Below are 25492 nucleotides of genomic sequence, written 5' to 3' on the forward strand. Positions count from 1 at the left end.
GTCATCACTTTTAAGTTATTTTATTTTTTAGAAATGCGGTATAATTTACCTTGATCACCTACCACATATAAATTACCATCGGCACCGGTAACCATATCACGAATACGATCGTTTTGATCTTTTAACAAATGTTCTTCGCCCACAACTTTATTGTCTTTTATAATTAAACGGCCTAAAAGCTGAGTTTTTAAACCACCAACAAATAAGTTGCCTTGCCATTCTTCAATATTACCGTTATAAAATTCAGCGCCGCTTGGTGCAATAACAGGATCCCAATAATATACAGGTTGTTCTAAACCTTCTTGTTGAGTTATAGCATCACCAATTATTTCGTCAGAATATTCAACGCCATAAGTAATAATAGGCCAACCGTAGTTTGTACCTGGTTTAATAAGATTTAGTTCATCTCCACCTTGTGGTCCATGTTCAATTTCCCAAAGTTGCCCTTTTGCATCGAAAGCTAAACTTTGTGGGTTACGATGTCCTAAAGAATAAATTTCTGGTAATGCGTTTGGTGTATTAGCAAATGGATTACCAGGTGCAGCTTTTCCATCTTTCGTTAAACGTAAAACTTTACCTAAAGGCGAACTTAAATCTTGCGAAAATTTACGCATATCTGCATTAGATCGTTCACCGAAAGAAACGAATAAATAACCATCTTTATCAAAAGCTAAGCGATTGCCATAATGAAGCCCGCTATTGCTAACAGGGAAGGTGCGGTAAATAACTTCAACATTTTCAACCTGAGATTCATCTACTGCTAATTTACCTTTGGCAACTGCTGTACGATCGTTATTTTCCTCGTCATGTAATGGTTCGGCATAGGTCCAATAAATAATTCGGTTATTTTCAAAATCAGGATCTGCAATAACATCTAACATACCGCCTTGCGTGGTAAGGTTAATTTCTGGAAAACCTGTTACTTTTTTTGGGTTATCTGGGTTTGCTAAATCTACTACAAACATTTCTGCTTTTTCTTTATTGGTAATTAGCAGTTTGTTGTTAGGTAGATTAGTAACCGCCCACGCTAAACCAAGATTTTTTGTAATTATATCAACCGCATATGGTGTTTGTGTAGTAACTATTTCGGCACGTGTTTGCCCAGGAAATGCAGGTTGATAGTGAGTGTTTTCTATTACTTTTTGTTCTGTACTTTCATTCTTGCATGAGATTAGAAAAACTAGTGCACTAGCTAATAATATTGTTTTTTTCATGTTGAATCATTTTTTTAAAGATATAAAGTTTTTTTATAAATAAATCTAAATATTTATTTTGATAACTTTCAACGTCCTATCTTGGCTTTGTCAACAGCTATATTTGAGTATTATTTTACATTTAGATGATGCCCAAATGAAGCGTTGTAAAGAAATTCTAGCTCATAATGGACAATTAGATTTAGAGCACAAAACTTTTAGAAGTACTGATTTTGAGTTCAGCATACCGCAATGGGAGAATTTTTACAGGTAAAAGGTTATGTAAATGAATGGTTAGGAGATATTTGTGTTGAATATCAGGATGATCATGGTAAACCTTATAAATTATCGTAATTGTTAGGAATTTTTTTTACATGCTTAAGCGTTAACAAGTTTAAGGGATTCATACCTAATCCCTCAACATTTTTACCTGTAAATCGAACAACCTTATCATAAAATAACGGAATAACAGGTGCATCTTGCATCATTATTTCGTCCATTTGTTGGTAAAGCTTATATCTTTTTTCGGCATCTTGTTCTAAAAAAGATGCCTGATAAAGTGCATCAAACCTTTTGTTTTTATAATGTGTATAATTCGGACCATTTGGTGCAAAATTTGTACTCGAAAATAAAGATAAATAATTTTCTGCATCCGGATAATCAGCAATCCAACTTGCTCTAAAAAACGAAACCTTGCCCGTTGCAATAGCTTGACGTAAGGTAGAAGGAGGCGTAACATCAACTTCACACGTTATACCAATTTTTTGCCACTCGCGTTGCAAATATTCGGCAATATCAACGTACGATGCATTGGTTGAAAGCGAAACTTTAACAGCTTGTTCTCCTTTTTCTTTTTTATAATCAGCAACCAAACTTTTAGCTTTCTCTAAATCATAATTGTATCCCATATTAGGTAAATAACCTGGCAAACCTTCGGGAATAATTCCGCTGTTAGCCGGTGTTCCCATGCCGTTACGTAAATAGGTAATCATTTTTTTACGGTCAAAACCATAATTTAAAGCTTGGCGAATGCGAATGTCGGCTATTGCATTTTCTGTGCTTTCTAGGTTAAAACCTAAATATTCGGTATTTAAATACGGACCCGTAAGCATAGTAACTTTATCTTCGTACTTAGGTTGTAAAGCTCCTGTTTGTGTTAAAATATCATCTTTGTACGATGGGTCTAAACCCGAAACAAAATCTAATTTTCCTTGAATAAACTGTAAAAAGCCCGCTTGTTTGTCGGGTAAAAAAGTTATTGCAATGGCTTCTAAATGTGGTAATTGTTCACCTTGTGCATTAGTTTCGTAATAGGCATTGTTTTTGCGTAAAACTAACTTTACGTTTTCTTCCCAGATTTTAAACTGAAAGGGACCGGTTCCGATTGGATTTGAACGGAAGTTAATATTTGGGTTTTCTACAATTTCTTGCGGAACAATCGATGCATATTTCATGGTTAATAAACCTAAAAAAGCCGGAAAAGGTTTCTGTAAGTTTATTTCTAAAATGCTGTCATTTTTAGCCGTTATATTTGCTACATTTTGTAAAATCCAACCGCCGGGTGATGCAACTTTATCATCTTGCAAGCGGTTTAAGCTATATGCCGCATCGTAAGCGGTAACCTTTCTGGTGCTATCGGGCCCAAAACCGATATGTTTATGAAAATAAACATCGTTACGTAATGTAAATGCATAAGTAAGCCCGTTGGACGAAATATGCCAATTTTTAGCTAAATCTGGAGCAATGGTTAAGCTATCTGTTAATTGTACTAGCCCATTAAAAATTTGATTACAAGCCCAAATATTAGCTTGGTTTTTTGCAAAAGCAGGATCGAGAGAACTGATGTTTGCACTTTCGTTATATCTAAACACCAAATGATCGGCGTTTTGTTTGTTTTTTTGCGAGCAGCTTGTTGCTAAAACGGCAATAAAAACAACAAATACATATTTTATGTTTGGCATGGCTATTTTCATGATTCCAACAAAGCTAACATTTTTTTTAACGCATAAAAGCTGTTTTATGATTCAACTTTTTATTGCTGTATAAATTGAATGGTTTTCAGAAAAAAATAGGTTTTAATTCTAATTATTTGGTTGTAACTTTGCAAACTTGTTAATCCGTAACGGATATTGCGTGAGGGATAGTAGCGATATCCTTTTAAAAACAATAGCGATTAGCTAATTTGTTTTTAAAAGATAAAGCAAATAGCCCGACCTGCCTGATAAGTGCAGGGCACGCCCTAAACATTTTTAGTATGGAAAATAGAAAAAAAGTTGCTTTTTATACCTTAGGTTGTAAACTGAATTTTTCAGAAACATCTACTATTGCACGCAGCTTTCAGAATGAAGGTTTTGATCGTGTTGATTTTGAAGATGAAGCAGATATTTATGTAATTAACACCTGTTCGGTTACCGAAAATGCAGATAAGCAATTTAAACAGATTGTAAAAAAGGCGCTTAAACATAACGATAAAGCTTTTGTGGCTGCTGTTGGATGCTACGCGCAACTAAAACCTGAAGAATTAGCCGCTGTTGATGGCGTTGATTTGGTTTTAGGTGCTACAGAAAAGTTTAAAATTACCGATTATTTAAACGATTTGTCTAAGAACGAAATGGGTGAGGTGCATTCGTGCGAAATCGAAGAAGCTGATTTTTATGTTGGTAGTTATTCGATTGGCGATCGTACACGCGCATTTTTAAAAGTTCAAGACGGTTGTGATTATAAATGTACGTATTGTACCATTCCTTTAGCTCGAGGTATTTCGCGTTCGGATACGATGGAGAATGTATTAAAAAATGCTAAAGAAATTTCGGCGCAAAACATTAAAGAAATTGTTTTAACCGGTGTAAATATTGGCGATTACGGAAAAGGTGAATTTGGTAACAAAAAACACGAACATACGTTTTTAGAATTGGTTCAGAATTTAGATGCGGTTGAAGGCATTGAGCGTTTGCGCATTTCATCAATCGAGCCCAATTTATTAAAAAACGAAACTATTGAATTTGTAGCGCAATCGCGTACGTTTGTTCCACATTTTCATATTCCGTTGCAGTCGGGTTCTAACACCATTTTAAAATTAATGAAACGCCGTTATATGCGTGAATTATACACCGAACGTGTGGCAAAAATTAGAGAAGTTATGCCGCATGCTTGTATTGGTGTTGATGTGATTGTTGGGTTTCCGGGGGAAACTGATGAATTGTTTTTAGAAACGTACAACTTTTTAAATGCTTTAGATATTTCGTACCTACACGTATTTACTTACTCAGAACGTGATAATACCGAAGCAGTTGCTTTTGATGGCGTTGTACCTGCAAACGTTAGAGCAAAACGCAGTAAAATGCTACGCGGTTTATCGGTAAAAAAACGTAGAGCGTTTTACGAAAGTCAAATTGCAACGGTACGTACCGTGCTTTTTGAAGGTGAAAATAAAGAAGGATATATTTACGGCTTTACCGAAAATTACGTAAAAGTTAAAGCACCGTGGAACCCTGAATTGGTTAATACCTTGCACGATGTTGTTTTAACCAAGATTGATGATGATGGCAGTGTGCGCTTTGATTTTGTTCACGCTTTAGCATAAAAAAAATCCCGGAAGTTTTTCCGGGATTTTTATTTTATGGTAAATTTAATTTTTGTTATTCGAAAGGCTACATCGCCGTAAGCTTCAATTATTTCGTAGCTGTGCAAATCAGGCTGTTTAAAGTCAATAATATTTGCTGCCGAAAATTCGTAATACATTTTCTTACCTTCAATAATCAATCGGTCGCCATTTTGCCGAAACGCTGCACGAACAAATGTAAATTCAGATAAATTCCATGTTGTGTTTTTTGCATCAAAACTTGCTGTAAGGGCATATAATCCAGAAGTTATTTCGGTTTTACAACCTTTGTATTGCTGTATGGTATGAAAAAAAGCGAGTAGTTTTTCTTTAACAGAATCGGTCATGTACAGGTTAGATTCTGATACCAGGTGCTAAAAATTCTTTGTACCCCGGATTTTTTTAAAAAACAGAGAAATGTCTGGTTTTGTAGGTACCACGCGCCAGCGTTTTTCTTCTACCACCCTCATAATATCCTTCAGTAAATACTCCACCAAATCTTTGTTATCTTCATTGATGCAGTTAATGCGCGTTAAAAATAACTTTTTCTCTTGGAATGAATACTCAACAGATATTTTTTCTGTTTCTGTTTTTAACTCAAATTGTCTCGAAATTTCATTGTTTTTAATCTCCATAAGCCTAAAAAGTCATTAATTAATTTATTGGTTCGTATAACAATGTTTTTAAAATTATTATAAATTTATAAAAATTAAAGTTAAAACCAAACCTTAAAGCCTTTAACGGCTATTTATTGGTTAAATTGTGTTATGATGCCTAACAATAAAATTCCGGTTTATTTTATGCCTGGTTTAGCGGCCAGTAGTAAAATTTTTGAACATATTCGGTTTGATGCCGAAGTTTATGATTTTTTTTATTTAGAATGGAAGGTACCGCAAAAAACGAATCGTTAACCAGTTATGTAAAACGATTGCTTGTTGATGTGGTTCACGAAAATCCGATTTTGGTAGGCGTTTCGTTTGGTGGAATCATAATTCAGGAAATGAGTAAGTTTATACAGGTGCGTAAATTGGTTGTTGTTTCTAGCGTTTTAAGCGAAAAAGAATTTCCTAAACGCATGGTTTTGGCTCAAAAACTAAAGCTGTATCGTTTGTTTCCGACCGCCTTGTTTTCAAACTTTGATGCCTTGCAGTATTTTATGGTAAGTAAAAATTTACGTAAACGTTTAGAATTATATAAAACCTATTTGTTTATGAATGATAAAAAATACTTAGATTGGGCTATTGCAACCATTTTAAACTGGAAAACTGATTTGCATTTAAATAACACTCAGGTTATTCGAATTCATGGAGAAAACGACGAAGTTTTTCCTTTAAAATATATTAATACCAACCACTGTTACGTTATACCCAAAGCAACACATGCAATGATTGTGTATAAGTACAAATGGTTCAATAAAAATTTACCCTTAATTTTAAACCCAACGAAGCTATGAAACGTGTATTATTTTATTCTTTTTGTGCCAGTATGCTAATAAGCCCAATGCATGCGCACGAATCAGATTCTTTGTATGTTAATTTAATACCATACAAAAACAGCACCAGCATGCCTGTGCCTGCTAAAATGAATTTTAGTGGTGAAAATGTACCACTGCATCTTTTAGATGTTCGCGAGCGTTTAGATCGCGAAATTATTATTAACCGCAACCTGCATAGCAGCACCGAACTTATTTTAAAACGTGCCAATCGTGCTTTTCCGATTATTGAGCCTATTTTAAAAGAATATGGTGTTCCAGATGATTTTAAGTATTTAGCTGTGATTGAGAGTGGTTTAACTAACGCAACATCATCTGCCGGAGCAAAAGGCGTTTGGCAATTTATGCCAGCTACAGCTAAAGAATTTGGTATGGAAGTTAGCGATACGGTTGATGAACGTTATGATATAGAATTATCTACCAGAAATGCTTGTAAATATTTATTAAAAGCGAAAGAAAAGTTTGGTTCTTGGACCTTAGCAGCCGCAGCTTACAATCGCGGTTCGGGCGGTGTTGGTCGTAGTTTAGAACAACAATATGTAACCGATTATTACGATTTGTTGTTGACTGAAGAAACATCACGTTACGTATTTCGTATTTTGGCTTTAAAAGATATTATGGAACGTCCCGAACAATATGGATTTGTGATTCCTGAAAGTGAAAAATATCCTATTATTAAAACAAAAAAAGTTGAGGTAAATGCCAATATTGATGATTTAGCTAAATTTGCTAAAGATAACGGCACCAATTACAAAACATTAAAAATATTAAACCCATGGTTGCGCGATACCAAATTGGTGGTTAAACCCGGAAAAACGTATTATATTGAATTGTTAGAAGAATAAAAAAACGCTCGAAATCTCGAGCGTTTTTTGTTATATTTTTTTCATTTGTGTTTTCATCATTTTTACCTGATCGCGTAACATGCCTTGTTTGTCAAGTTTTTCAGCTTCAGATAAATATTTTTGCGCTTCAATTTTACGACGTTTCGTCATAGAAATTCCTGCTAATTGTAGTTTAGCAAGTGCTAAATCTTGATTCATATTTAAACCTAATTCAATAGCTTTTTTAAAATACTTTTCAGCCAAGTTTAAATTGGTTTGAGAAACCATTATTCCATTTAAATAGTTATAATAACCTTGCTGTTTGCGTACCAAAGCAGTATCTGGGTTCTTAATTTTATCTAAATAACGTTTCGCTCCATCAAAATCTTGTTTACGTAATTTTAAAAACGCAAGTAAAATATACTCGTTTCTAAAATAAAGTAAAATCGGAAACGCACTTAATAGAATTAAGAAGATACCATTACCAATATTTCGGTCAAAAATTTGCCAAACACCTAGTAAAATAAGTGCTGCTGCAATAATTAATTTAATATTTCTATGAAACATGATTTTTTTGTTTATTTTTGCAAATGTAGTAAAATGTATTGAGCTTTTAAACAGGTTTTTTTAAAACCCATAAAAATCAAATTTAATACAATTCTAAATGCTTCATTATCAGTTTAGAGTTTTATTTTAATTAATTTTTTTTAAAAAGCTTTTGCATAGTTTGTATAACTTTGTATATTTGCACTCGGTTTTGAAACGATGGATTTTCAAAGCTGAAGCCAAATTTAAAACAAAAGATTTAAAGATAACAAAGCAATGAGTAAGAGAACGTTTCAACCATCGAAAAGAAAAAGAAGAAACAAACATGGTTTCATGGATAGAATGTCAACTCCTAACGGAAGAAAAGTTTTAGCTAGAAGAAGAGCTAAAGGAAGACATAAATTAACTGTTTCTTGCGAACCAAGACATAAAAAATAATGATTGTACTTTTATGATCATATCAGCGTTACTTTTGAATGGTAACGCTTTTTTTATATATTTTTTTTAACATTTTAGTATTTCACAACAACAACTTACACACTAATGCCTAAAGACAATTCTATTAAATCGGTTTTGATCATTGGTTCAGGACCAATTGTTATCGGTCAGGCTTGTGAATTTGATTACTCAGGTTCTCAGTCGGCTCGCTCTCTACGCGAAGAAGGAATTGAGGTTATTTTAATTAACTCAAATCCAGCGACAATCATGACAGATCCATCTATGGCGGATCATGTTTACTTAAAACCTTTAACAACCAAATCTATTATCGAAATCCTTAAGGCTCATCCGCAAATTGATGCGGTTTTACCAACCATGGGAGGACAAACAGCTTTAAACTTATGTTTAGAAGCTGACGAAAAAGGGATTTGGCAGGATTTTGGTGTGCGGTTAATTGGGGTAGATGTTAATGCTATAAATGTAACAGAAGACCGTGAGCAGTTTAAACAATTGTTACAAACAATTGATATTCCTGCAGCACCTGCTAAAACAGCAACTTCGTTTTTAAAAGGAAAAGAAATTGCGCAAGAATTTGGCTTTCCGCTTGTAATTCGTCCGTCATTTACTTTAGGAGGTACAGGAGCAGCATTTGTTCATACTGCTGAAGAATTTGATGAACTTTTAACCCGTGGTTTAGAAGCATCTCCAATTCATGAAGTTTTAATTGATAAAGCTTTATTGGGCTGGAAAGAATATGAATTGGAGTTATTACGCGATAAAAACGACAACGTAGTTATTATTTGTACTATTGAAAATATGGATCCGATGGGAATTCATACCGGAGATAGTATTACAGTAGCTCCTGCTATGACGCTTTCTGACAGAACTTTTCAGAAAATGCGTGATATGGCTATAAAAATGATGCGTAGCATTGGTAATTTTGCTGGTGGTTGTAACGTGCAGTTTGCAGTTTCGCCAGATGAGAAAGAAGATATTGTGGCAATTGAAATTAACCCACGTGTTTCTCGTTCATCTGCTTTAGCATCAAAAGCAACAGGATATCCTATTGCAAAAATTGCTAGTAAATTAGCTTTAGGTTATACGCTTGATGAATTACAAAATCAAATTACAAAATCTACATCTGCTTTATTCGAGCCAACTTTAGATTATGTAATTGTGAAAATACCACGTTGGAACTTTGATAAGTTTGAAGGAGCTGACCGTACTTTAGGTTTACAAATGAAATCGGTAGGTGAGGTTATGGGTATTGGACGTTCGTTTCAAGAAGCTTTACAAAAAGCAACTCAATCATTAGAAATTAAACGTAACGGAATTGGTGCAGACGGAAAAGGTTATACCAATTACGAACAAATTATAGAAAAATTAAAGTACGCATCTTGGGACCGTGTTTTTGTAATTTATGATGCTATTGCTATGGGAATTACCTTAGAGCGCATTCATGAAATTACAGCAATAGACATGTGGTTCTTAAAGCAATATGAAGAAATGTATGCTTTAGAAAAAGAAATTTCTAAACATGAACTGGCAACCGTTCCGAGAGAATTGCTTTTAGATGCAAAACAAAAAGGTTTTTCAGACCGTCAAATCGCACACATGTTAAAATGTTTAGAAAGCGAAGTTTACAACAAACGTACCGAATTAAACATTAAACGTGTATTTAAATTGGTAGATACGTGTGCGGCTGAATTTGTTGCACAAACGCCGTATTTTTACTCAACGTTTGAACAAAGTATTCAAAAAGCTGACGGAACTGTTTATACAGAAACAGAAAGTAAAGTTTCTGACCGTAAAAAAGTAGTAGTTTTAGGTTCTGGGCCAAACCGAATTGGACAAGGAATTGAATTTGACTATTCTTGTGTTCATGGTGTTTTAGCAGCGTCAGAATGTGGGTACGAAACCATTATGATTAACTGTAATCCAGAAACGGTTTCTACAGATTTTGATACAGCAGATAAATTGTATTTTGAACCTGTAAACTGGGAACATATTTACGATATTATTTTACATGAAAAGCCAGAAGGCGTAATTGTTCAGTTAGGTGGACAAACAGCACTTAAATTGGCAGAAAAATTATCTAAATACGGTATTAAAATTATCGGAACAAGCTTTGAAGCTTTAGATTTGGCTGAAGATCGTGGTCGTTTTTCTGAATTGTTAACAGAGCTTGGTATTCCATTCCCTAGATTTGGAGTTGCAGAAACTGCATCAGAAGCTTCTGCGTTAGCAGATCAATTAGATTTCCCATTATTAGTTCGTCCATCGTACGTACTGGGTGGGCAAGGAATGAAAATTGTAATCAACAAACGTGAGCTTGAAGAGCACGTAATTGAATTAACAAAACAAATTCCAGGGAATAAATTACTTTTAGACCACTATTTAGACGGAGCAATTGAAGCGGAAGCTGATGCGATTTGTGACGGAGAAAATGTGTACATTATTGGTATTATGGAGCATATTGAACCTTGTGGGGTGCACTCAGGAGATTCTAACGCAACATTACCTCCGTTCAACTTAGGTGAATTTGTAATGCAACAAATTAAAGACCATACCAAAAAAATTGCTTTAGCACTTAAAACGGTTGGTTTAATTAACATTCAATTCGCTATTAAAGACGATACGGTGTATATTATCGAAGCAAATCCACGTGCATCTAGAACCGTTCCTTTCATTGCAAAAGCTTATGGTGAACCGTATGTAAATTACGCAACAAAAGTAATGTTAGGGGCTAATAAGGTTACCGATTTTACATTTAACCCACAATTAGAAGGTTATGCCATTAAACAACCGGTTTTCTCATTCTCTAAATTCCATAATGTAAACAAAGCATTAGGTCCAGAAATGAAATCAACCGGAGAAAGCATCTTATTTATTAAAGATTTAAAAGATGATGATTTCTACGAATTATATTCTCGCAGAAAAATGTATTTAAGTAAATAAGCAATACATATTCCATATTAAAAACGCTCAGTACAATCTGAGCGTTTTTTTATTTCTTAAACCAACCTTAAAAAATAGGGATATCTATATAAATTTTATATTTTTGTTGATTAGAATATTTTAAGCTATGATAGAAGAGAAAGTAATTTTGGTAAACGAAAAAGACGAACCAATTGGTTTAATGCCAAAGTTAGAAGCGCACGAAAAAGCTGTATTGCACCGTGCATTTTCTGTTTTTGTTTTGAATGATAAAAACGAGCTAATGTTACAGCAACGTGCAGCCGACAAATATCATTCTCCTTTATTGTGGACTAATACGTGTTGTAGCCACCAACGTGATGGCGAAAGCAACATTCAAGCTGGTAAACGCAGGTTGTTAGAAGAAATGGGTTTTGAAGTTGAGCTGAAAGAGCTTTTCTCGTTTATCTACAAAGCTCCATTTGATAACGGCTTAACCGAACACGAATTAGATCACGTAATGATTGGGTATAGCAACCAAGAACCTAATATAAATTTAGAAGAAGTTGCAAGTTGGAAATGGATGAAAATGGATGCTGTTCAAGCAGATATCAAAGCCAACCCACAAAATTATACGGAATGGTTTAAAATTATTTTCGAAAAATTTTATCATTATTTAGAAGTTAAAACTATTTAATATGCTTGTTACTGTATCTCGAAAAGCACATTTTAATGCGGCACATCGTTTGTACCGTTCAGATTGGGATGATCAAAAAAACAATCAAGTTTTTGGAAAATGCAGTAACCCCAACTTTCATGGGCATAATTACGAGTTAATTGTTTCAGTTACTGGTCCTGTAGATAAAGAAACGGGCTATGTTATAGATATGAAAATATTAGCCGATATTATAGAAGCTCAAGTAGAAGCACATTTAGACCATAAAAATTTAAATTTAGATGTTGACGATTTTAAAGATTTAATTCCAACGGCAGAACATATTGCATTTGTAATCTACAATCGTATTAAACCGCATTTAGCATCAGAACTTAATTTAGAAATTACTCTGTACGAAACCCCTCGAAATTTTGTTACGTACAAAGGGCAGTAAAAATTATTTATGTCGAACAACAATATATTATACCCCTTGCTTTTTAAGCCCATATATAAAGAGCGTATTTGGGGTGGTTGTAAATTAAAAACATATTTAGGTAAAGATATCCCATCAGATTCTATTGGAGAAAGTTGGGAAATTGCAGATTTACCTAACGACACAAACCTTATAGCAAACGGGAACTTAAAGGGAACTTGCTTTAAAACAGCTATAAACCAATATAAAGATGCTATTTTAGGAGGCAAAGTAGTAGAGAAATTTGGATTAAACTTTCCGTTGTTATTTAAGTTTCTTGATGCGAAAGACGATTTATCGATTCAGCTTCATCCCAACGATGAGCTAGCTAAAAAACGACACAATTCGTTTGGTAAAACAGAAATGTGGTACGTAATGCAAGCGGATGAAGATGCCGAAATAATTATTGGATTTAAAGAGAATTGTTCTTCTTCTCAATATCTAAAGCATTTAGAAAATAAAACGTTACCTCAAATCTTAAAACGCATTAAAGTTAAGGCGGGTGATGTTTATTTTTTAGAAACAGGTACAATTCATGCCATTGGTAAAGGAATTGTTATTGCTGAGGTACAACAAACAAGTGATATTACCTATCGCGTTTACGATTGGGATCGAGTTGACGCAAAAGGTAAATCTAGAGAATTGTGTAGAATTGCAGTAGAATTGGCTTTAGATGCTATTAATTACAATTATGTAGATGCCAAACGCGTTTATACCTCGCGTCCAAATCAAAACAACCCTATTGTTTCTAGTAATTATTTTACTACTAATTTTATTCCTTTAACAGCTGAATTAAGTATTGTTAAAAATTCAGATTGTTTTAGGGTATATATTGTAACGCAAGGTTTGGTAAACATTCAGATTGAAAACGAAATTTTTTCATTTCAATTAGGTGATACTATTTTGATACCTGCCAGCATTACAAACTATGTGTTAAAAGGTCAAGCAGATTTGCTTGAAATATATATAGAATATTAATTTAAAAAAAGAATAAAATGGCAAGCGTAAGAAACTTAAAAAAGAATGTTAATTATGTTTTAGGTGACATTATTAGCGAAGTAATTTGGATTGGAAACAACTCAGAAGAAGGTGAAAAAATTGTTCAAGAAGCATTTGTTGCTTACGACGATTTAATTGCTAGAATCAATGCAAAACAAGTTGAAAATAAAAAAGCACATTTTTCTAAAATTAACGAAGATTTTAAAAAGATTGCTAATCAATTAGTTGACAAAGTAAACGCGCTATAGTGCGAAAAATCTCAAAAAAATGTTTCTCAAATCGTTTGTAGATTAGAAAAAACTTATATCTTTGCACCCGAATTGAGAACAACGCCGGTGTAGCTCAGTTGGCTAGAGCAGCTGATTTGTAATCAGCAGGTCGTGGGTTCGAGTCCCTCCATCGGCTCAATTTAAAACACGTTCTTTTATATAGATTGTTAAGTTTCTAAAACTAGAAAAAAAAAAAATATTTTGCCGGTGTAGCTCAGTTGGCTAGAGCAGCTGATTTGTAATCAGCAGGTCGTGGGTTCGAGTCCCTCCATCGGCTCTAAGTTTAGAAACTTTTTTTGATATTTTAAATTATATTTTGCCGGTGTAGCTCAGTTGGCTAGAGCAGCTGATTTGTAATCAGCAGGTCGTGGGTTCGAGTCCCTCCATCGGCTCAAACAATCTATAATAAATAGAGTTATTACACCTTGCCGGTGTAGCTCAGTTGGCTAGAGCAGCTGATTTGTAATCAGCAGGTCGTGGGTTCGAGTCCCTCCATCGGCTCCAAAAAAAGGTCCATCTTTATAGATGGACCTTTTCTATTTTATAAAAGCACAAATGCTTTGTATAAATAAAAAAAGCAGTCCCAAAGGACCGCTTTTTATTCTGTTTCACGAACTTTTAATAAGTTCTGCAACTCTTTGCCATATTTAGAATTATAAACTTCTGTAGGGATGTTTTTTGTAATGCTATCTAATATTGGTTTAGATATGTTTGGGATTTCGTCTACAATTAAAAGAGCAGCAATTTCTTTATCTTGGTTGTTTTTTACAAAATTAGCAACGGCTAAATAACGCTGAACGATTAGTTTGTCTGAAGCTTTCTGAATGCTGTCAATACGCGCGTAATTTTTTTCTTTCTTTGCTAAAATATCTAAGCCAATTAAACGGGTACTTTCGTTTCTGTATCTAGAAACCATGTTACGGTATTGTTCGTACAATTCATGGTTTTTAGAACCTGTAATTTTTGCGTTGTAGTAAAACTGTTGTAAGGTAGTTTCAATATTCATTTCACCCGGTTCAGCAAAAAATACTAAAGAATTATCTATATTGTTTGAGTTGTTACGTTCTATGTTTAAAAACATCAATTCTGGTGAATCAATTTTAAATTTTTTAGTAAATTTAGAATCGCCATCTACAATAACGCTATCAATTGTTACTAAAGCGCTATCAATTTCTTTCTGAAAGTACAACTTACCTTGTTTAAAACCATCTATATTGCCGGTAATGGTTAAATTGTAATCGTTATTTTCTTCTTGTTTATTCGAGCAAGATGCAATTAGGGTAAGCGTAGCAAGCGCAAAAAAAATTTTTTTCATGTTAGTTAAATTTGCCTGCAAAATAAGTAAATATTTTAAAATAAAAAGCGCTTTCTTAGAATAAGAAAGCGCTTTTTTTCTAACCTTTTAACCAAGCATCTTTTAATGCTTTTTTAGCCGAATCTTTAAACATAAAAGCTTCAACTTGTTCTTCTTGTAGTTTTACTTTTCCGTTTATTGTTTGTTCTTTACCGTCTCTAACAATTACTACAGATATGGCATCTCCATTTTTCCACTTTGCTGCATCCGCAATAAAATCATAAATGTTATCTAATCCATATTCTTTTTGATTGATGGATTTGATTACATCTTTAGATTGAATTCCTAAAGTTGTAAAAAAATCAGTAAGCTCAACATTTTCTGGAATAAATATGGTGTTATCTTCCTGATTGATATCAATTATAGGTTGATTTTTTGATAAAAAAGGATGCGATGTAATGGTATCCATTCCGGTACCAACGCCCATTTTATTAAAATACTTTTCGTAATCAATCGGTTCTGTACCTTGAATATGATTATCTATAAAAGCTTTTACATTCGGCCCGGTTAAGCTGCTAATTTTAGCAAATAACTCATCGTCTTTAAAAGGTTTATTACTCCCGTATTCTTTAGAAAGTTGTTTCATTAAATCTAAAATACCTTGTTTACCATTGCTAGCTTCACGCAATTCAATATCCAAGCACATAGCAATTAACGCACCCTTTTGATATACGTTAATGTAGTTGTCTTTATATTCGCCTTCTAAAACGTTTTTAGATAATTTAGTAAACGGCATTGTATCGTCATAACTTTGTGATTCATAAATTTTACGATTCATTCTGTTAAAAAACTCAGCTTCATCTATTAATCCTTGATTTACCTGAAACAAATTGGCAAAATACTCAGTAACGCCTTCGTACAACCATAAATGTTGTGACATTTTTGGATTGTTATAATCAAAATTGTGAATTTCTTCTGAATGAATGCTTAGTGGCGTAACGATATGAAAAAATTCGTGCGAAACAACATCTTTTAGCTGTTCTTCCAACATTTCCTGATTCATAAATTCAGGCATTACAACCGTAGTTGATGTTTGATGTTCTAAAGCACCATATCCGCCAGCATCATCAAACTTACCGTTAGAAAGATAAAGTAATATAACATATTTTTCTGTGCTATTAAAATCGCCTAAAAAGCTTTTTTGCGCTTGCATGGTTGTTTTCATGGCATCTTTTATTGCAGCAGCGCTGTGCATATTATTTGGAGAATAAACACTGATTAAAATATCCATACCATCAACTTTAAAAGATGTTGTATCGGGCACCGTGTACATAATTGGGTTGTCTACCACATCATGATAACGATTGGCCTTAAATACATCGGTAGTATTGGTATTACTTAAGTTTTTTAATGCAGTTGCACCGTACATGTTTTGTGGCTTTTTAATTGTTATTTCGTACGGGCTGTTTTTGTATCCATCAAAATAACCCACAAAGCCATGCATGTTTAGCATAAAATTATCTGTTGCAATGTTTGTACCTGCTGGCGAAAATATTTTTTCTTCGTTTAAATATTCAGTATCATACGTATCGTTTACCCAATATGTAATTTTAGCTAACTTTTTTGCATCGCTAATGGTCCAAGAATTTACATCGTATTTAGCAACAGGTAACTTGTTGCCTTTGGCATCATAAGCATAAAATCGTTCCACGTATTTACCATAATCATCTTCAGAATAGGTTCCTGGGATAATTTTAGGAATGTGATAGGTAATTTCGTCGCTTTTTATTTTTGGAGCTTTAACCGAAACTTCGACCTGATCGTTTTGCACATTTACCAAGTTGATGTTTACTTGATTAACCGCCTGATTTTTTGATGTTATTTTTGTTGTATTACAGCTAATAATAAAGGATGCTGTAATAATGGTAAATAATATTTTTTTCATTAGTAAATATTGTATGTAACAGATTATCTTATAAAGTTAACGAAATATCGTGGTTTTGTTGCGTAGCTTTCTGTTTATTTTAACAGATTAGATGTTTATTTGGTAGTGCTAAAAATGATGAGCAATAAAAAAAGCTCCTTTTAGGAGCTTTTAATTAATCAAATTTATTTTTAAAATAGTATTTACTATCTAAATCGTCATCTTCTAAATCATTAAACTTAAGCGGTTTTAGCTTTTGTTTGGCAGCGGCTGTGCGCTTTTTCCAAGCCTCAAAATCTTCCGAGTTAAGCTTCATTTTCATTAAGCTGGTAACTTCACTTTCGTGCAGACCATAATCTCTTTTTAAAACATCAAATGGTTTTTTATGTTTGTTTGCAATTTCTGCAATAGTTGCTAAAGTTTTAGCATCAAAATCTGAAATTTTTGCTTTTTCCATTAGTTAAAATGAATCAAATAGGATTTTTATTTTTTTTTAGTTAAACATTTATACACCAATATTAATGAAAAAAACAATAGAAAATTGTGTTGTTTGGCTTTTTTTAATTTTTTTTAATAAAAATATTTATAAAAGCTATTTTTTATAAAGAATTATCTGTTTTTTAAAAATATTTGTAATCATTTAAATTAAAATTGAAAAAGTTGTATTTTGTATCAAATAAAAAAAAGTGAGGATAACCTCACTTTTTATTTTTTAAATTGAATATTCATTAGCACTATGGCAAGCAATATGAATAAAATACCAAGCCATTGTGTTCCAATTACAACTTCTGATAACATAAAATACGCAAAAGTTACCGAAACAGGTAATTCTAAGGCTGATACAATACTACCTAATCCAACACCGGTTAACGGGAATCCTTTGTTTAAAAAGATAGGAGGAAGTACCGTACCAAATAAAGAAAGAATAATACCATAGGTAATAAAAATATTAAAATCTATTGGTTTTACCGTTGCAATATCTGAGCTACCTAAAATATTAAAATTTAAATACGTTGGCCCAACTTGGGTAATAAATGCAAAAATTAAAACCATAATTCCACCTCCTAAAAGCATAAACAAGCTGCGTTTAAACGGATGTAAATGCGTTGCAATGCTATTAGATGAATAAATAGTAGTAGAAAACGAACAAGCAGCTAAAACACCAAATAACAAACCAAGAGCGTTAAAACTAACGTTTTCTGCTAATATGTTGGTTGCAAGCGCTGTTCCTATTAAAATAATGATAACCGCTATTATTTTTTGGAATGAAGGGAATCTTTTGGTTTGAACCATTTCTACAACAACACCAATCCAAACCGATTGCATTAATAAAACCACAGCAACCGATGCGTTAATGTATTTTACACATAAATAGTACAAAATACTGGTTAACCCCATGGTTGTACCTGCAAGCATTAAATTTTTCTTGTCTTTTGCTGTAGCAATTGTTGCAGCAGTTTTTTTAGTAAAGTTTACTAATAACGCTACAAAAATAATACCTAAAGCAAATTGAGATAAAGTTACCTCGGCGGTTGTATAGCCGCTTTTATAAGCAAGTTTTACAAAAGATGCTAGCATACCAAAGCTAGATGCACCTAATGCTACGTAAATAATTCCTTTTGTTAATTGATTCATTTTTAAAATATTTAGCAAAAAAAAAGCCGGACTTTTCGAATCCGACTTTTAGGTATGCAAATAACTATATTAATTATATTTTTTCAAAATTTCTTTTCACAAAGTTTGTTAATTCTTCTCCTTTTAATAATCCTTGCGACAATTTTGCTAAATCTAAAGCTTGGTCAATCAATGCTTTTTTATCGGCTGCATCAGCAGTAGCTAAAATTTGATTGGCTAATTTAGAATTGGTATTTACTACTAGATTGTAAGTTTCTGGGAAATTACCCATACCAAACATGCCACCGCCACCGTTTTGGCTCATTTCTTTCATACGGCGCATAAATTCAGGCTGCGTAATAATAAACGGCATTGCATCAGAATCTAAAGCTTCTAACTGCACGGTATATGTTTTTGCTGCAATTGCTGTTTCTAAATTTTCTTTTAAAGTAGTTTGTTCTTCTTCTGTTAATTTAGAAATGGCTGCATCTTCTTTTTTAATTAAGTTATTAATATGATCTGCATCCACACGTACAAATTGTAAATCTTGGTTGTCAGATTCTAACTTTTGAATTAAATGCGAAGCTAACGGAGAATCTAAAACAATAACTTGGTATCCTTTTGCATTTGCAGCCGCAATGTAGGTGTGTTGTTCGTTTTTGTTTGAGGTGTAAAGCACAACAATTTTTCCGTCTTTATCGGTTTGTTGGTCTTTAATTTGCTCTTTTAGCTCCTCAATGGTGTAATATTTACCTTCGGTTGTTGGGTATAATACAAACGAACTTGCTTTTTCATAAAACTTTTCTTCGGTTAACATCCCGTATTCAAAAACGATTTTCATATCGTTCCATTTCGCCTCAAAATCTTCACGGTTTTGATTAAATAACGATTTTAATTTATCGGCAACTTTACGGGTAATGTAATTCGAAATTTTCTTTACATTTCCGTCTGCTTGTAAGTACGAGCGTGAAACGTTTAACGGAATATCTGGCGAATCAATAACCGCGTAACATGGTTAAAAATTCCGGAACAATGCCTTCTACATTATCAGTTACAAAAACTTGGTTTTGGTACAGCTGAATTTTGTCTTTTTGAATTTGTAAATCTTGACTTAATTTAGGGAAAAATAAGATTCCGGTTAAGTTAAATGGATGATCTACATTTAAGTGAATGTGAAATAACGGTTCGTCAAATTGCATTGGGTACAATTCGCGGTAAAAGTTTTTATAATCTTCGTCTGTTAATTCACTTGGTTGTTTGGTCCACGCTGGGGTTGGGTTGTTAATAATATTATCTACAACAACCGTTTCATCTTTTGCATCTTCACCTTCGCCAACTTTAATTGTTTCTGTACGTGTACCAAATTTTATTGGCACCGGCATAAACTTGTTGTATTTGGTTAAAAGCTCGCTAATTTTAGCATCTTCTAAAAATTCTAGCGAATCCTCAGCAACGTGTAAAACAATTTCTGTTCCGCGTGTGGTTTTATCAGCAGTAGTTAATGTAAATTCTGGTGAACCATCGCATGTCCAATGTGCAGCTGGTGCATCTTTATACGATTTTGTAATAATTTCTACTTTATTCGCCACCATAAATGCCGAATAAAAACCTAACCCAAAATGCCCGATAATTCCGGTATCTTTAGCAGAATCTTTGTATTTTTCCAAAAATTCTTCGGCACCAGAAAAGGCAACTTGGTTAATATATTTTTCAACTTCCTCAGCCGTCATTCCAATTCCTTGGTCAATAATGCTTAAGGTTTTGTTTTCTTTATCAATTTTAATTTCGATAACGGGATTTCCGTATTCAACATTTGTTTCTCCAATGCTTGTTAAATGTTTTAGTTTTAATGTTGCATCTGTTGCGTTAGAAACAAGTTCTCTTAAAAAAATTTCGTGATCACTGTACAAAAACTTTTTAATTAAGGGGAAAATGTTTTCTACCGATACGTTAATTTTACCTGTATTCATATTTTTTTTAAAATTTTTATAAAGTTAATACGTTATTGTTGATATAATTTATTTCAAAAGCGATACCAAAGTTGCACAGAATGACATTTTGGCATAATTTTGGAATATTAATATACTACAAAAATAATAACTATGAAAAAATTGGCTTTTATAGCTTTTGGTTCCTTATTGTTAGCGAGCTGTGCTGCTAAGGTTGATACCAAAGCTCAGGTAGGAATTAAAGGAAATTGGCAAGTAAGCAGTGTAAATTATGCGGGCTCAAACATGTTTCCTTTAAAATCATTTCAAATTGCAGATTCTAAATGTTTTGTAGGTAGTACATGGCATTTTGTATCAAACAACAACACCGGAACTATGTCGTTAAATCAGTCAGGTTGCCCTGCGGTTGATGGCGATTTTAAATGGACGGTAACACCGAATCAAGATTTTACTTTAAAATTTGTTGGTGAAGGAGAAAAGGCAAAAAACGTTACAGCAGGTTTCTTTTTAAAGGTGCGTAACCAATCAGCTAATCAATTTCAATTGGTAGATCAAACCAACATTGGTGGCCGCCCAACCGAAGTAGTTTATACATTTAATAGAATTAATTAGAAATACAAATGAAAAAAATTAGCTTATTTGTTTTATCAGGAGCTTTTGTAATGAGCGGACTTTTTACAAGTTGTGACTCAGTTAAAAATGCAAATAACACACAAAAAGGAGCCGGAATTGGTGTTGCTGCAGGTGCTGTTATTGGTGGTATTTTAGGTAATAACTTAGGTAAAGGCGGTAATGGTGCTTTAGGTGCAGTTATTGGCGGTGTTGTTGGTGGTGCTACTGGTGCTGTTATTGGTAAAAAAATGGATAACCAAGCCAATGAAATTAAAGAAGCCGTTCCTGGAGTTGAGGTAGAACGCGTGGGAGAAGGTATTAAACTTGTTTTAGGCGAAAATGCAATTCAATTTGAATTCAATAAATCTACCCTTACAGCAAAAGCCAAACAAAATTTAGATAAATTAACAGAAGTTTTTAAAGAATACCCAGATACAGATATTACCATTTACGGTTATACTGATAATAAAGGTAGCGATGAGGTAAACTTACGTATTTCTAAACAACGTGCAACTGCTGTTAAAGATTATTTAGTAGCACAAGGATTAAAAGCTTCACGTTTTGCAGTAGAAGGTTTAGGAAAAGCAGATCCGATTGCTACAAACGATACTGATGCTGGACGTGCTTTAAACCGCCGTGTAGAATTTTCTATCGTTGCAAACGAGAAAATGCAAGCTGATGCTGAAAGAGAAGCAAACCGATAATTTGCTATAAAACTATAGTACTGAAAACCAATTCTAAACCGATTTAGAATTGGTTTTTTTTATTATTCAAATCTTCCTAAATTGTAAAAAAATAATTTCCCTTATGTTAACGGTTTCAAATCTTAACTTTTCTTATAAAAATAAAGAAGTATTACATCAAATTTCCTTTCAAGTTCCTGCCGGTCATCATTTAGCAATTTTAGGCGAAAGCGGTTGCGGAAAATCAACTTTAATAAAGCTTTTGTACGGATTATTTGATGCCGATTCGGGTAACTTATTTTGGAATGATACGGAAATAACCGGTCCAAAATTTAATTTGGTTCCAGGTATGAAGTTCATGAAATATTTGGCTCAAGATTTTGATTTGATGCCTTATGCAACCGTTTTTGAAAATGTGGGCAAATTTTTATCTAACGTGTACCCGGAGCTTAAAAAAGAACGCGTAAGTCAGTTATTGCAAATTGTAGAAATGACCGAATATAGCAACACCCGTGTACAATATTTAAGCGGTGGCCAAATGCAACGCGTAGCTTTAGCTAAAGCTTTGGCATTGGAGCCAGAAGTTATGTTGCTAGATGAGCCGTTTAGCCATATTGATAATTTTAGAAAAAATAGTTTACGCCGAAACTTATTTGAATATTTAAAAAAGAAAAACATTACTTGTATTGTTGCTACACACGATTGCGTGGATGCACTTTCTTTTGCAGATGAATTATTAATTTTAAAAGATGGTGAAGTTGTTTCGCAAGGCAATCCGTTAGAAGTTTATTACAATCCGCAACAAAAATATGTAGCGAGCTTGTTTGGTGATGTAAATGAAATTGCTTTACAAGATATTGTAGCAGCAGATTTACCGATTTACGATGTAGTTTACAAATATCCAAATCAGCTAATTATTACTGATTCTGGTAAATTAATGGCTGTGGTTACCAATAGCTATTTTGATGGTGGACGTTATATTATAGAAACTATTAACCCGAATAACAACCAATTAATATACGTAGAACATCCAACAGAAATTGCAGTAAATAGCACGGTGTTTATAACATTAAAATAATGAATTTACCAAAAACCTGTATTGTTGTAAAAAATATTCCGGCACAAAACCTAGAACCGCTTTTAAAAAAGCACATTGGTCAGCAAAACTTTTTACAAAACGACCAAGAAATTCAACTTAAAATAAAAAACACACGCACCTTTGTTGTGTTTTTTGCGTTTGATGTAAGCGAAGCTGATTTTAATGAAATTTTAAATGTTTTAAAAACATACCAAAACAATTTGGTTTCTTTGCCAGAGCTTGTGGCTGTTTATAACAATAATGTACTTCCGACAAACACCGCTTTACAATACCAACTTACAACAACCGATGATGTTGTTGCTAAATATAAATTAAACCAAGGAACATTGTTAGATTTGGTTGCCTTTACAAAAAATACAAGTAAACCAAAAAAATGGTTTGAAATATGGAAATAAAAAAACTCGAAGCTTAGCTTCGAGTTTTTTGTTTTATTTTTTATCTGCTTTTAAATGTTTTTCTAAAAACTGATCTTGTTCCCATAATAGGTGTAAAATATTTTCTTTAGCAACGTAGCTGTGGCTTTCTTTAGGTAAAATTACCATTCTTGCTGGTGCACCTAAACCTTTTAAAGCTTGGAAATAACGCTCTGTTTGTAAAGTAAATGTTCCTGGGTTATTATCAGCTTCACCATGAACCAATAACATTGGTGTTTTCATTTTTTCAGCATTCATAAACGGTGACATATCTGTGTAAACATCTTTTGCTTCCCAGTAATTACGTTGTTCACGCTGAAAACCAAATGGCGTTAAAGTACGGTTGTAAGCTCCAGAACGTGCAATACCACAAGCAAATAAATCAGAATGTGTTAATAAGTTTGCTGTCATAAATGCTCCGTACGAATGCCCACCAACTGCAACGCGTTCTCTGTCAATATATCCTAAAGCATCAACCGCATCAATTGCAGCTTCTGCGTTAGCAACTAATTGTTCAACAAATGTATCGTTAGGTTCTGTTTCACCTTCACCAATAATTGGGAAAGCTGCATCGTCTAAAACTGCATAACCTTTAGTTACCCAATAAACAAAAGATCCGTAGTACGGGAATGTAAATTCGTTTGGATTGTGTGAGGTTTGTCCTGCTGAATTTTTGTCTTTATATTCTGCTGGATAAGCCCAAATTAATAAAGGTAATTTTTCGCCTTTTTTCTTTCTGTCGTAACCTGCTGGTAAATATAATGTTCCAGAAAGTTCAACTCCGTCTTTACGTTTGTATTTAATTACTTCTTTATGAACGTTTTTAATGCTTTCAAACGGATTTTCGAAAGTTGTAATTGGCGTTAATCCTTTTTTAGATTTAATGTTGCGGAAATAATAATTCGGGAATTCGTTTTTAGATTGAATTTGAACTAAAACTTCACCTTTTTTCGCATCTTCTAAACTTAAAATACTTTCTTTTTTATCTTTTAAGTTAGATGTGTACATTCTTTTGGTTTTTAAAGTACCAAAATCAAATTCATCAATAAACGGAAACTGGCCATCTTTTGTATATCCTTCGCCAATTAAATAACCTTTGTTGTTATCAATATTTAAAACGTAACGGCCGTATTCGTTCTTTTTCGTTTCAAAGTTTCCTGGATCAGAATAAATATCTTGAGAATTACGATCCCAAATAACTTCTAAACCTTTTTCTGGTTGCGATGGATTGAATAAATATGTTTTTTCGTTACGTGTGTCGTACCAATAATCAGATGCAATAGCAATATCATCGTTACCCCAAATAATACCACGGTAACGTTGTGGCGTTTTTAATAAAGGTTTAGGAGCTTGTGTAAACGGAGCCTTCCATGTAAAAACTTCATCACGAAAATCTACTTTATTTGCCGGATCTCCACCGTCTAAAGCTTCAACAAAAACTAAAGTTGCTGGATCATTTGCTTTCCAGCTCATGTTGCGTTTTCCGGTACGAACAGCCATAAAACCTTTAGCCATAATCTCACTTAAAGGTACTTCGTTAACTTCTTTTACTAAGTCACCCGCAGCATTGTAAACATTTGTTACTTGTGGAAAACGGTTTAATGGAACGATGTACGAAAAAGGTTTTTCTAATGTAGTAACCATTAAATATTCACCATTTGGCGAAAAACTTTCACCTGCGTACATAGCTGGTCCTTTATATAACGTTTGATTTCCGTTTAAATCAACTTTATAAAGTTCAGATGTAACTAAGTTTTCAAAGTTTTGTTCGTCAATCGGATTTTTTAATAAATCTTGATACGTACGATTTTGAGAAACCTGACCTTCGGCATTAGAAATAATTGGGCCAGCAGGTAATGCTTTTTCAGTATTAATTAACGCTGCACGGTTTGCAGGTAATTGTTTTACTAATAAAGATTTGCTATCTCTAAACCAATTTACTGGGTTACCTAAATTTGCGTTTAAGTTATCTGCAGTTAATTTTTTAGCTTCGGCTTTAGCAATTTCTAAAACCCAAAGTTCAACACCTTTGTTGGTTGTGTTGGTAAAAGCAATAAATTTTTCGTCTGGCGAAAAAGATATGTTGGTAATTTTTGGATTTTGTGGTAAACCTTTTACCTGAATTTCTTTTTTATCTTTTACTTTTCTAACCTTTAGGTTGTTAATATAGGTAGCAGTGCTAGATATATTGGTAACTGGGTTAATACGCAATCCGCCAAGGCGCATTTCATCTTGATTTAAATCATCAAGGGTTTTGTACGTGTTTCTGTAAGACAAAAGCATCCATTCTTTGTTAGAATCCATCGAAACCGATGGTGCTCTTTCGTATTCAACCAAATCTAAAATTTCTTGAGATGGTTTTTGATAGCTTAAATTTTCTTGGGCTAACATACTGTTTGAGAAAATTGAAGTAGTTAAAAATAATACTAAGAGTGAATTTCGAATTATTTTCATGAGTTAATAAATGAGTTAGTTAAATAATTATTCGTAGTAAGGTAA

Annotated in this window: 23 protein-coding genes, 4 tRNA genes and 2 pseudogenes; 18 read left to right on the top strand and 11 right to left on the bottom strand. The window is 33.3% G+C overall.

The features are described 5' to 3' along the window. Positions 1-20: 20 nt before the first annotated feature. Together K5I29_RS01205 and K5I29_RS01210 are read right to left on the bottom strand one after the other, a co-directional pair. Entirely contained in the window at positions 21-1214 is a 1194-nt protein-coding gene (locus tag K5I29_RS01205) for a PQQ-dependent sugar dehydrogenase (RefSeq protein ID WP_264434049.1), read from the bottom strand. A 317-nt stretch (positions 1215-1531) separates the two neighbouring features. Further along, on the bottom strand, positions 1532-3166 hold the full coding sequence (locus tag K5I29_RS01210) for an ABC transporter substrate-binding protein (RefSeq protein ID WP_264434050.1): 1635 nt from the start codon (positions 3164-3166) through the stop codon (positions 1532-1534). A 281-nt stretch (positions 3167-3447) separates the two neighbouring features. Between K5I29_RS01210 and mtaB the strand changes: the two genes are divergently transcribed. Beyond that, a complete protein-coding gene (gene mtaB, locus K5I29_RS01215) occupies positions 3448-4776 on the top strand; it encodes a tRNA (N(6)-L-threonylcarbamoyladenosine(37)-C(2))-methylthiotransferase MtaB (protein ID WP_264434051.1) in 1329 nt (442 codons plus the stop codon). 29 nt (positions 4777-4805) lie between these two features. Here mtaB and K5I29_RS01220 read toward each other — a convergent pair whose 3' ends face one another. Further along, positions 4806-5141: a hypothetical protein gene (locus K5I29_RS01220; RefSeq protein WP_264434052.1), complete on the bottom strand. Its 336-nt coding sequence runs from the start codon at positions 5139-5141 to the stop codon at positions 4806-4808. 7 nt (positions 5142-5148) lie between these two features. After that, positions 5149-5429 (bottom strand): annotated as a pseudogene (locus tag K5I29_RS01225) (N-acetyltransferase). A 132-nt stretch (positions 5430-5561) separates the two neighbouring features. Between K5I29_RS01225 and K5I29_RS13385 the strand changes: the two are divergent. From K5I29_RS13385 to K5I29_RS01235, 3 genes are read left to right on the top strand one after another with little or no spacing between them, the layout of a single operon-like run. Next, positions 5562-5705: a hypothetical protein gene (locus K5I29_RS13385; protein ID WP_317134291.1), complete on the top strand. Its 144-nt coding sequence runs from the start codon at positions 5562-5564 to the stop codon at positions 5703-5705. Then, positions 5675-6247 (top strand): alpha/beta hydrolase, encoded by a 573-nt coding sequence (locus tag K5I29_RS01230; RefSeq protein WP_317134292.1) that lies wholly within the window; start codon positions 5675-5677, stop codon positions 6245-6247. Before K5I29_RS13385 ends, K5I29_RS01230 begins: the two co-directional genes overlap by 31 nt. Then, on the top strand, positions 6244-7131 hold the full coding sequence (locus tag K5I29_RS01235; RefSeq protein WP_264434053.1) for a lytic transglycosylase domain-containing protein: 888 nt from the start codon (positions 6244-6246) through the stop codon (positions 7129-7131). The genes K5I29_RS01230 and K5I29_RS01235 overlap by 4 nt, the downstream gene beginning before the upstream one ends. A gap of 30 nt (positions 7132-7161) precedes the next feature. Here the strand turns inward: K5I29_RS01235 and K5I29_RS01240 are convergent, their stop codons facing one another. After that, positions 7162-7677 carry a tetratricopeptide repeat protein gene (locus tag K5I29_RS01240; protein ID WP_264434054.1) on the bottom strand — a complete coding sequence of 172 codons (516 nt, stop codon included), beginning with the start codon at positions 7675-7677 and terminating at the stop codon, positions 7162-7164. A gap of 255 nt (positions 7678-7932) precedes the next feature. Here K5I29_RS01240 and rpmH point away from each other — a divergent pair, with 255 nt between their 5' ends. From rpmH to K5I29_RS01290, 10 genes are all read left to right on the top strand, one after another. After that, complete coding sequence (rpmH, locus tag K5I29_RS01245) at positions 7933-8094, top strand: 50S ribosomal protein L34 (protein ID WP_035665819.1); 162 nt, start codon at positions 7933-7935, stop codon at positions 8092-8094. A gap of 105 nt (positions 8095-8199) precedes the next feature. Further along, positions 8200-11052: a carbamoyl-phosphate synthase large subunit gene (gene carB, locus K5I29_RS01250; RefSeq protein WP_264434055.1), complete on the top strand. Its 2853-nt coding sequence runs from the start codon at positions 8200-8202 to the stop codon at positions 11050-11052. A gap of 127 nt (positions 11053-11179) precedes the next feature. Then, positions 11180-11707 (top strand): isopentenyl-diphosphate Delta-isomerase, encoded by a 528-nt coding sequence (gene idi, locus K5I29_RS01255; protein WP_264434056.1) that lies wholly within the window; start codon positions 11180-11182, stop codon positions 11705-11707. A 1-nt stretch (position 11708) separates the two neighbouring features. Then, positions 11709-12119 carry a 6-pyruvoyl trahydropterin synthase family protein gene (locus K5I29_RS01260; RefSeq protein ID WP_264434057.1) on the top strand — a complete coding sequence of 137 codons (411 nt, stop codon included), beginning with the start codon at positions 11709-11711 and terminating at the stop codon, positions 12117-12119. A 9-nt stretch (positions 12120-12128) separates the two neighbouring features. Beyond that, the gene (locus K5I29_RS01265) at positions 12129-13115 is read left to right on the top strand and encodes a type I phosphomannose isomerase catalytic subunit (protein WP_264434058.1); all 987 of its coding nucleotides are present in this window, start codon (positions 12129-12131) and stop codon (positions 13113-13115) included. A 17-nt stretch (positions 13116-13132) separates the two neighbouring features. Next, positions 13133-13384, top strand: coding sequence for a hypothetical protein (locus K5I29_RS01270; protein WP_264434059.1), 252 nt, complete (start codon positions 13133-13135; stop codon positions 13382-13384). Positions 13385-13467: 83 nt separating this feature from the next. Then, positions 13468-13541 (top strand) — tRNA-Thr (locus K5I29_RS01275). A 67-nt stretch (positions 13542-13608) separates the two neighbouring features. Further along, positions 13609-13682, top strand: a tRNA-Thr gene (locus K5I29_RS01280). A 41-nt stretch (positions 13683-13723) separates the two neighbouring features. Next, a tRNA-Thr gene (locus tag K5I29_RS01285) sits at positions 13724-13797 on the top strand. A gap of 35 nt (positions 13798-13832) precedes the next feature. Beyond that, positions 13833-13909, top strand: a tRNA-Thr gene (locus tag K5I29_RS01290). Positions 13910-14003: 94 nt separating this feature from the next. Here K5I29_RS01290 and K5I29_RS01295 read toward each other — a convergent pair. The 5 genes and pseudogenes from K5I29_RS01295 to htpG form a co-directional block, all read right to left on the bottom strand. Further along, positions 14004-14720: a DUF4369 domain-containing protein gene (locus tag K5I29_RS01295; RefSeq protein ID WP_264434060.1), complete on the bottom strand. Its 717-nt coding sequence runs from the start codon at positions 14718-14720 to the stop codon at positions 14004-14006. A 79-nt stretch (positions 14721-14799) separates the two neighbouring features. Next, positions 14800-16644, bottom strand: coding sequence for a M61 family metallopeptidase (locus tag K5I29_RS01300; protein ID WP_264434061.1), 1845 nt, complete (start codon positions 16642-16644; stop codon positions 14800-14802). Positions 16645-16798: 154 nt separating this feature from the next. Next, positions 16799-17080: a TIGR03643 family protein gene (locus K5I29_RS01305; protein WP_264434062.1), complete on the bottom strand. Its 282-nt coding sequence runs from the start codon at positions 17078-17080 to the stop codon at positions 16799-16801. A 248-nt stretch (positions 17081-17328) separates the two neighbouring features. After that, the gene (locus K5I29_RS01310) at positions 17329-18258 is read right to left on the bottom strand and encodes an EamA family transporter (protein ID WP_264434063.1); all 930 of its coding nucleotides are present in this window, start codon (positions 18256-18258) and stop codon (positions 17329-17331) included. 73 nt (positions 18259-18331) lie between these two features. Further along, positions 18332-20207 (bottom strand): annotated as a pseudogene (gene htpG, locus K5I29_RS01315) (molecular chaperone HtpG). 132 nt (positions 20208-20339) lie between these two features. On the opposite strand from htpG, the gene K5I29_RS01320 reads away from it, so the two are divergent. From K5I29_RS01320 to K5I29_RS01335, 4 genes are all read left to right on the top strand, one after another. Further along, positions 20340-20798: a lipocalin family protein gene (locus K5I29_RS01320; RefSeq protein ID WP_264434064.1), complete on the top strand. Its 459-nt coding sequence runs from the start codon at positions 20340-20342 to the stop codon at positions 20796-20798. An 8-nt stretch (positions 20799-20806) separates the two neighbouring features. Further along, positions 20807-21502, top strand: coding sequence for an OmpA family protein (locus K5I29_RS01325; protein ID WP_264434065.1), 696 nt, complete (start codon positions 20807-20809; stop codon positions 21500-21502). A 103-nt stretch (positions 21503-21605) separates the two neighbouring features. After that, positions 21606-22559, top strand: a complete 954-nt coding sequence (locus tag K5I29_RS01330) for an ABC transporter ATP-binding protein (protein WP_264434066.1) — start codon at positions 21606-21608, stop codon at positions 22557-22559. Next, complete coding sequence (locus tag K5I29_RS01335) at positions 22559-22975, top strand: hypothetical protein (RefSeq protein WP_264434067.1); 417 nt, start codon at positions 22559-22561, stop codon at positions 22973-22975. The genes K5I29_RS01330 and K5I29_RS01335 overlap by 1 nt, the downstream gene beginning before the upstream one ends. 33 nt (positions 22976-23008) lie before the next feature. On the opposite strand, the gene K5I29_RS01340 is transcribed toward K5I29_RS01335, so the two are convergent. Beyond that, on the bottom strand, positions 23009-25447 hold the full coding sequence (locus K5I29_RS01340) for an alpha/beta hydrolase family protein (RefSeq protein ID WP_264434068.1): 2439 nt from the start codon (positions 25445-25447) through the stop codon (positions 23009-23011). Between the last annotated feature and the right edge of the window lie 45 nt (positions 25448-25492).

Origin of the sequence: Flavobacterium agricola (assembly GCF_025919725.1) — a bacterium.
Classification (GTDB): Bacteria; Bacteroidota; Bacteroidia; order Flavobacteriales; family Flavobacteriaceae; genus Flavobacterium; species Flavobacterium agricola.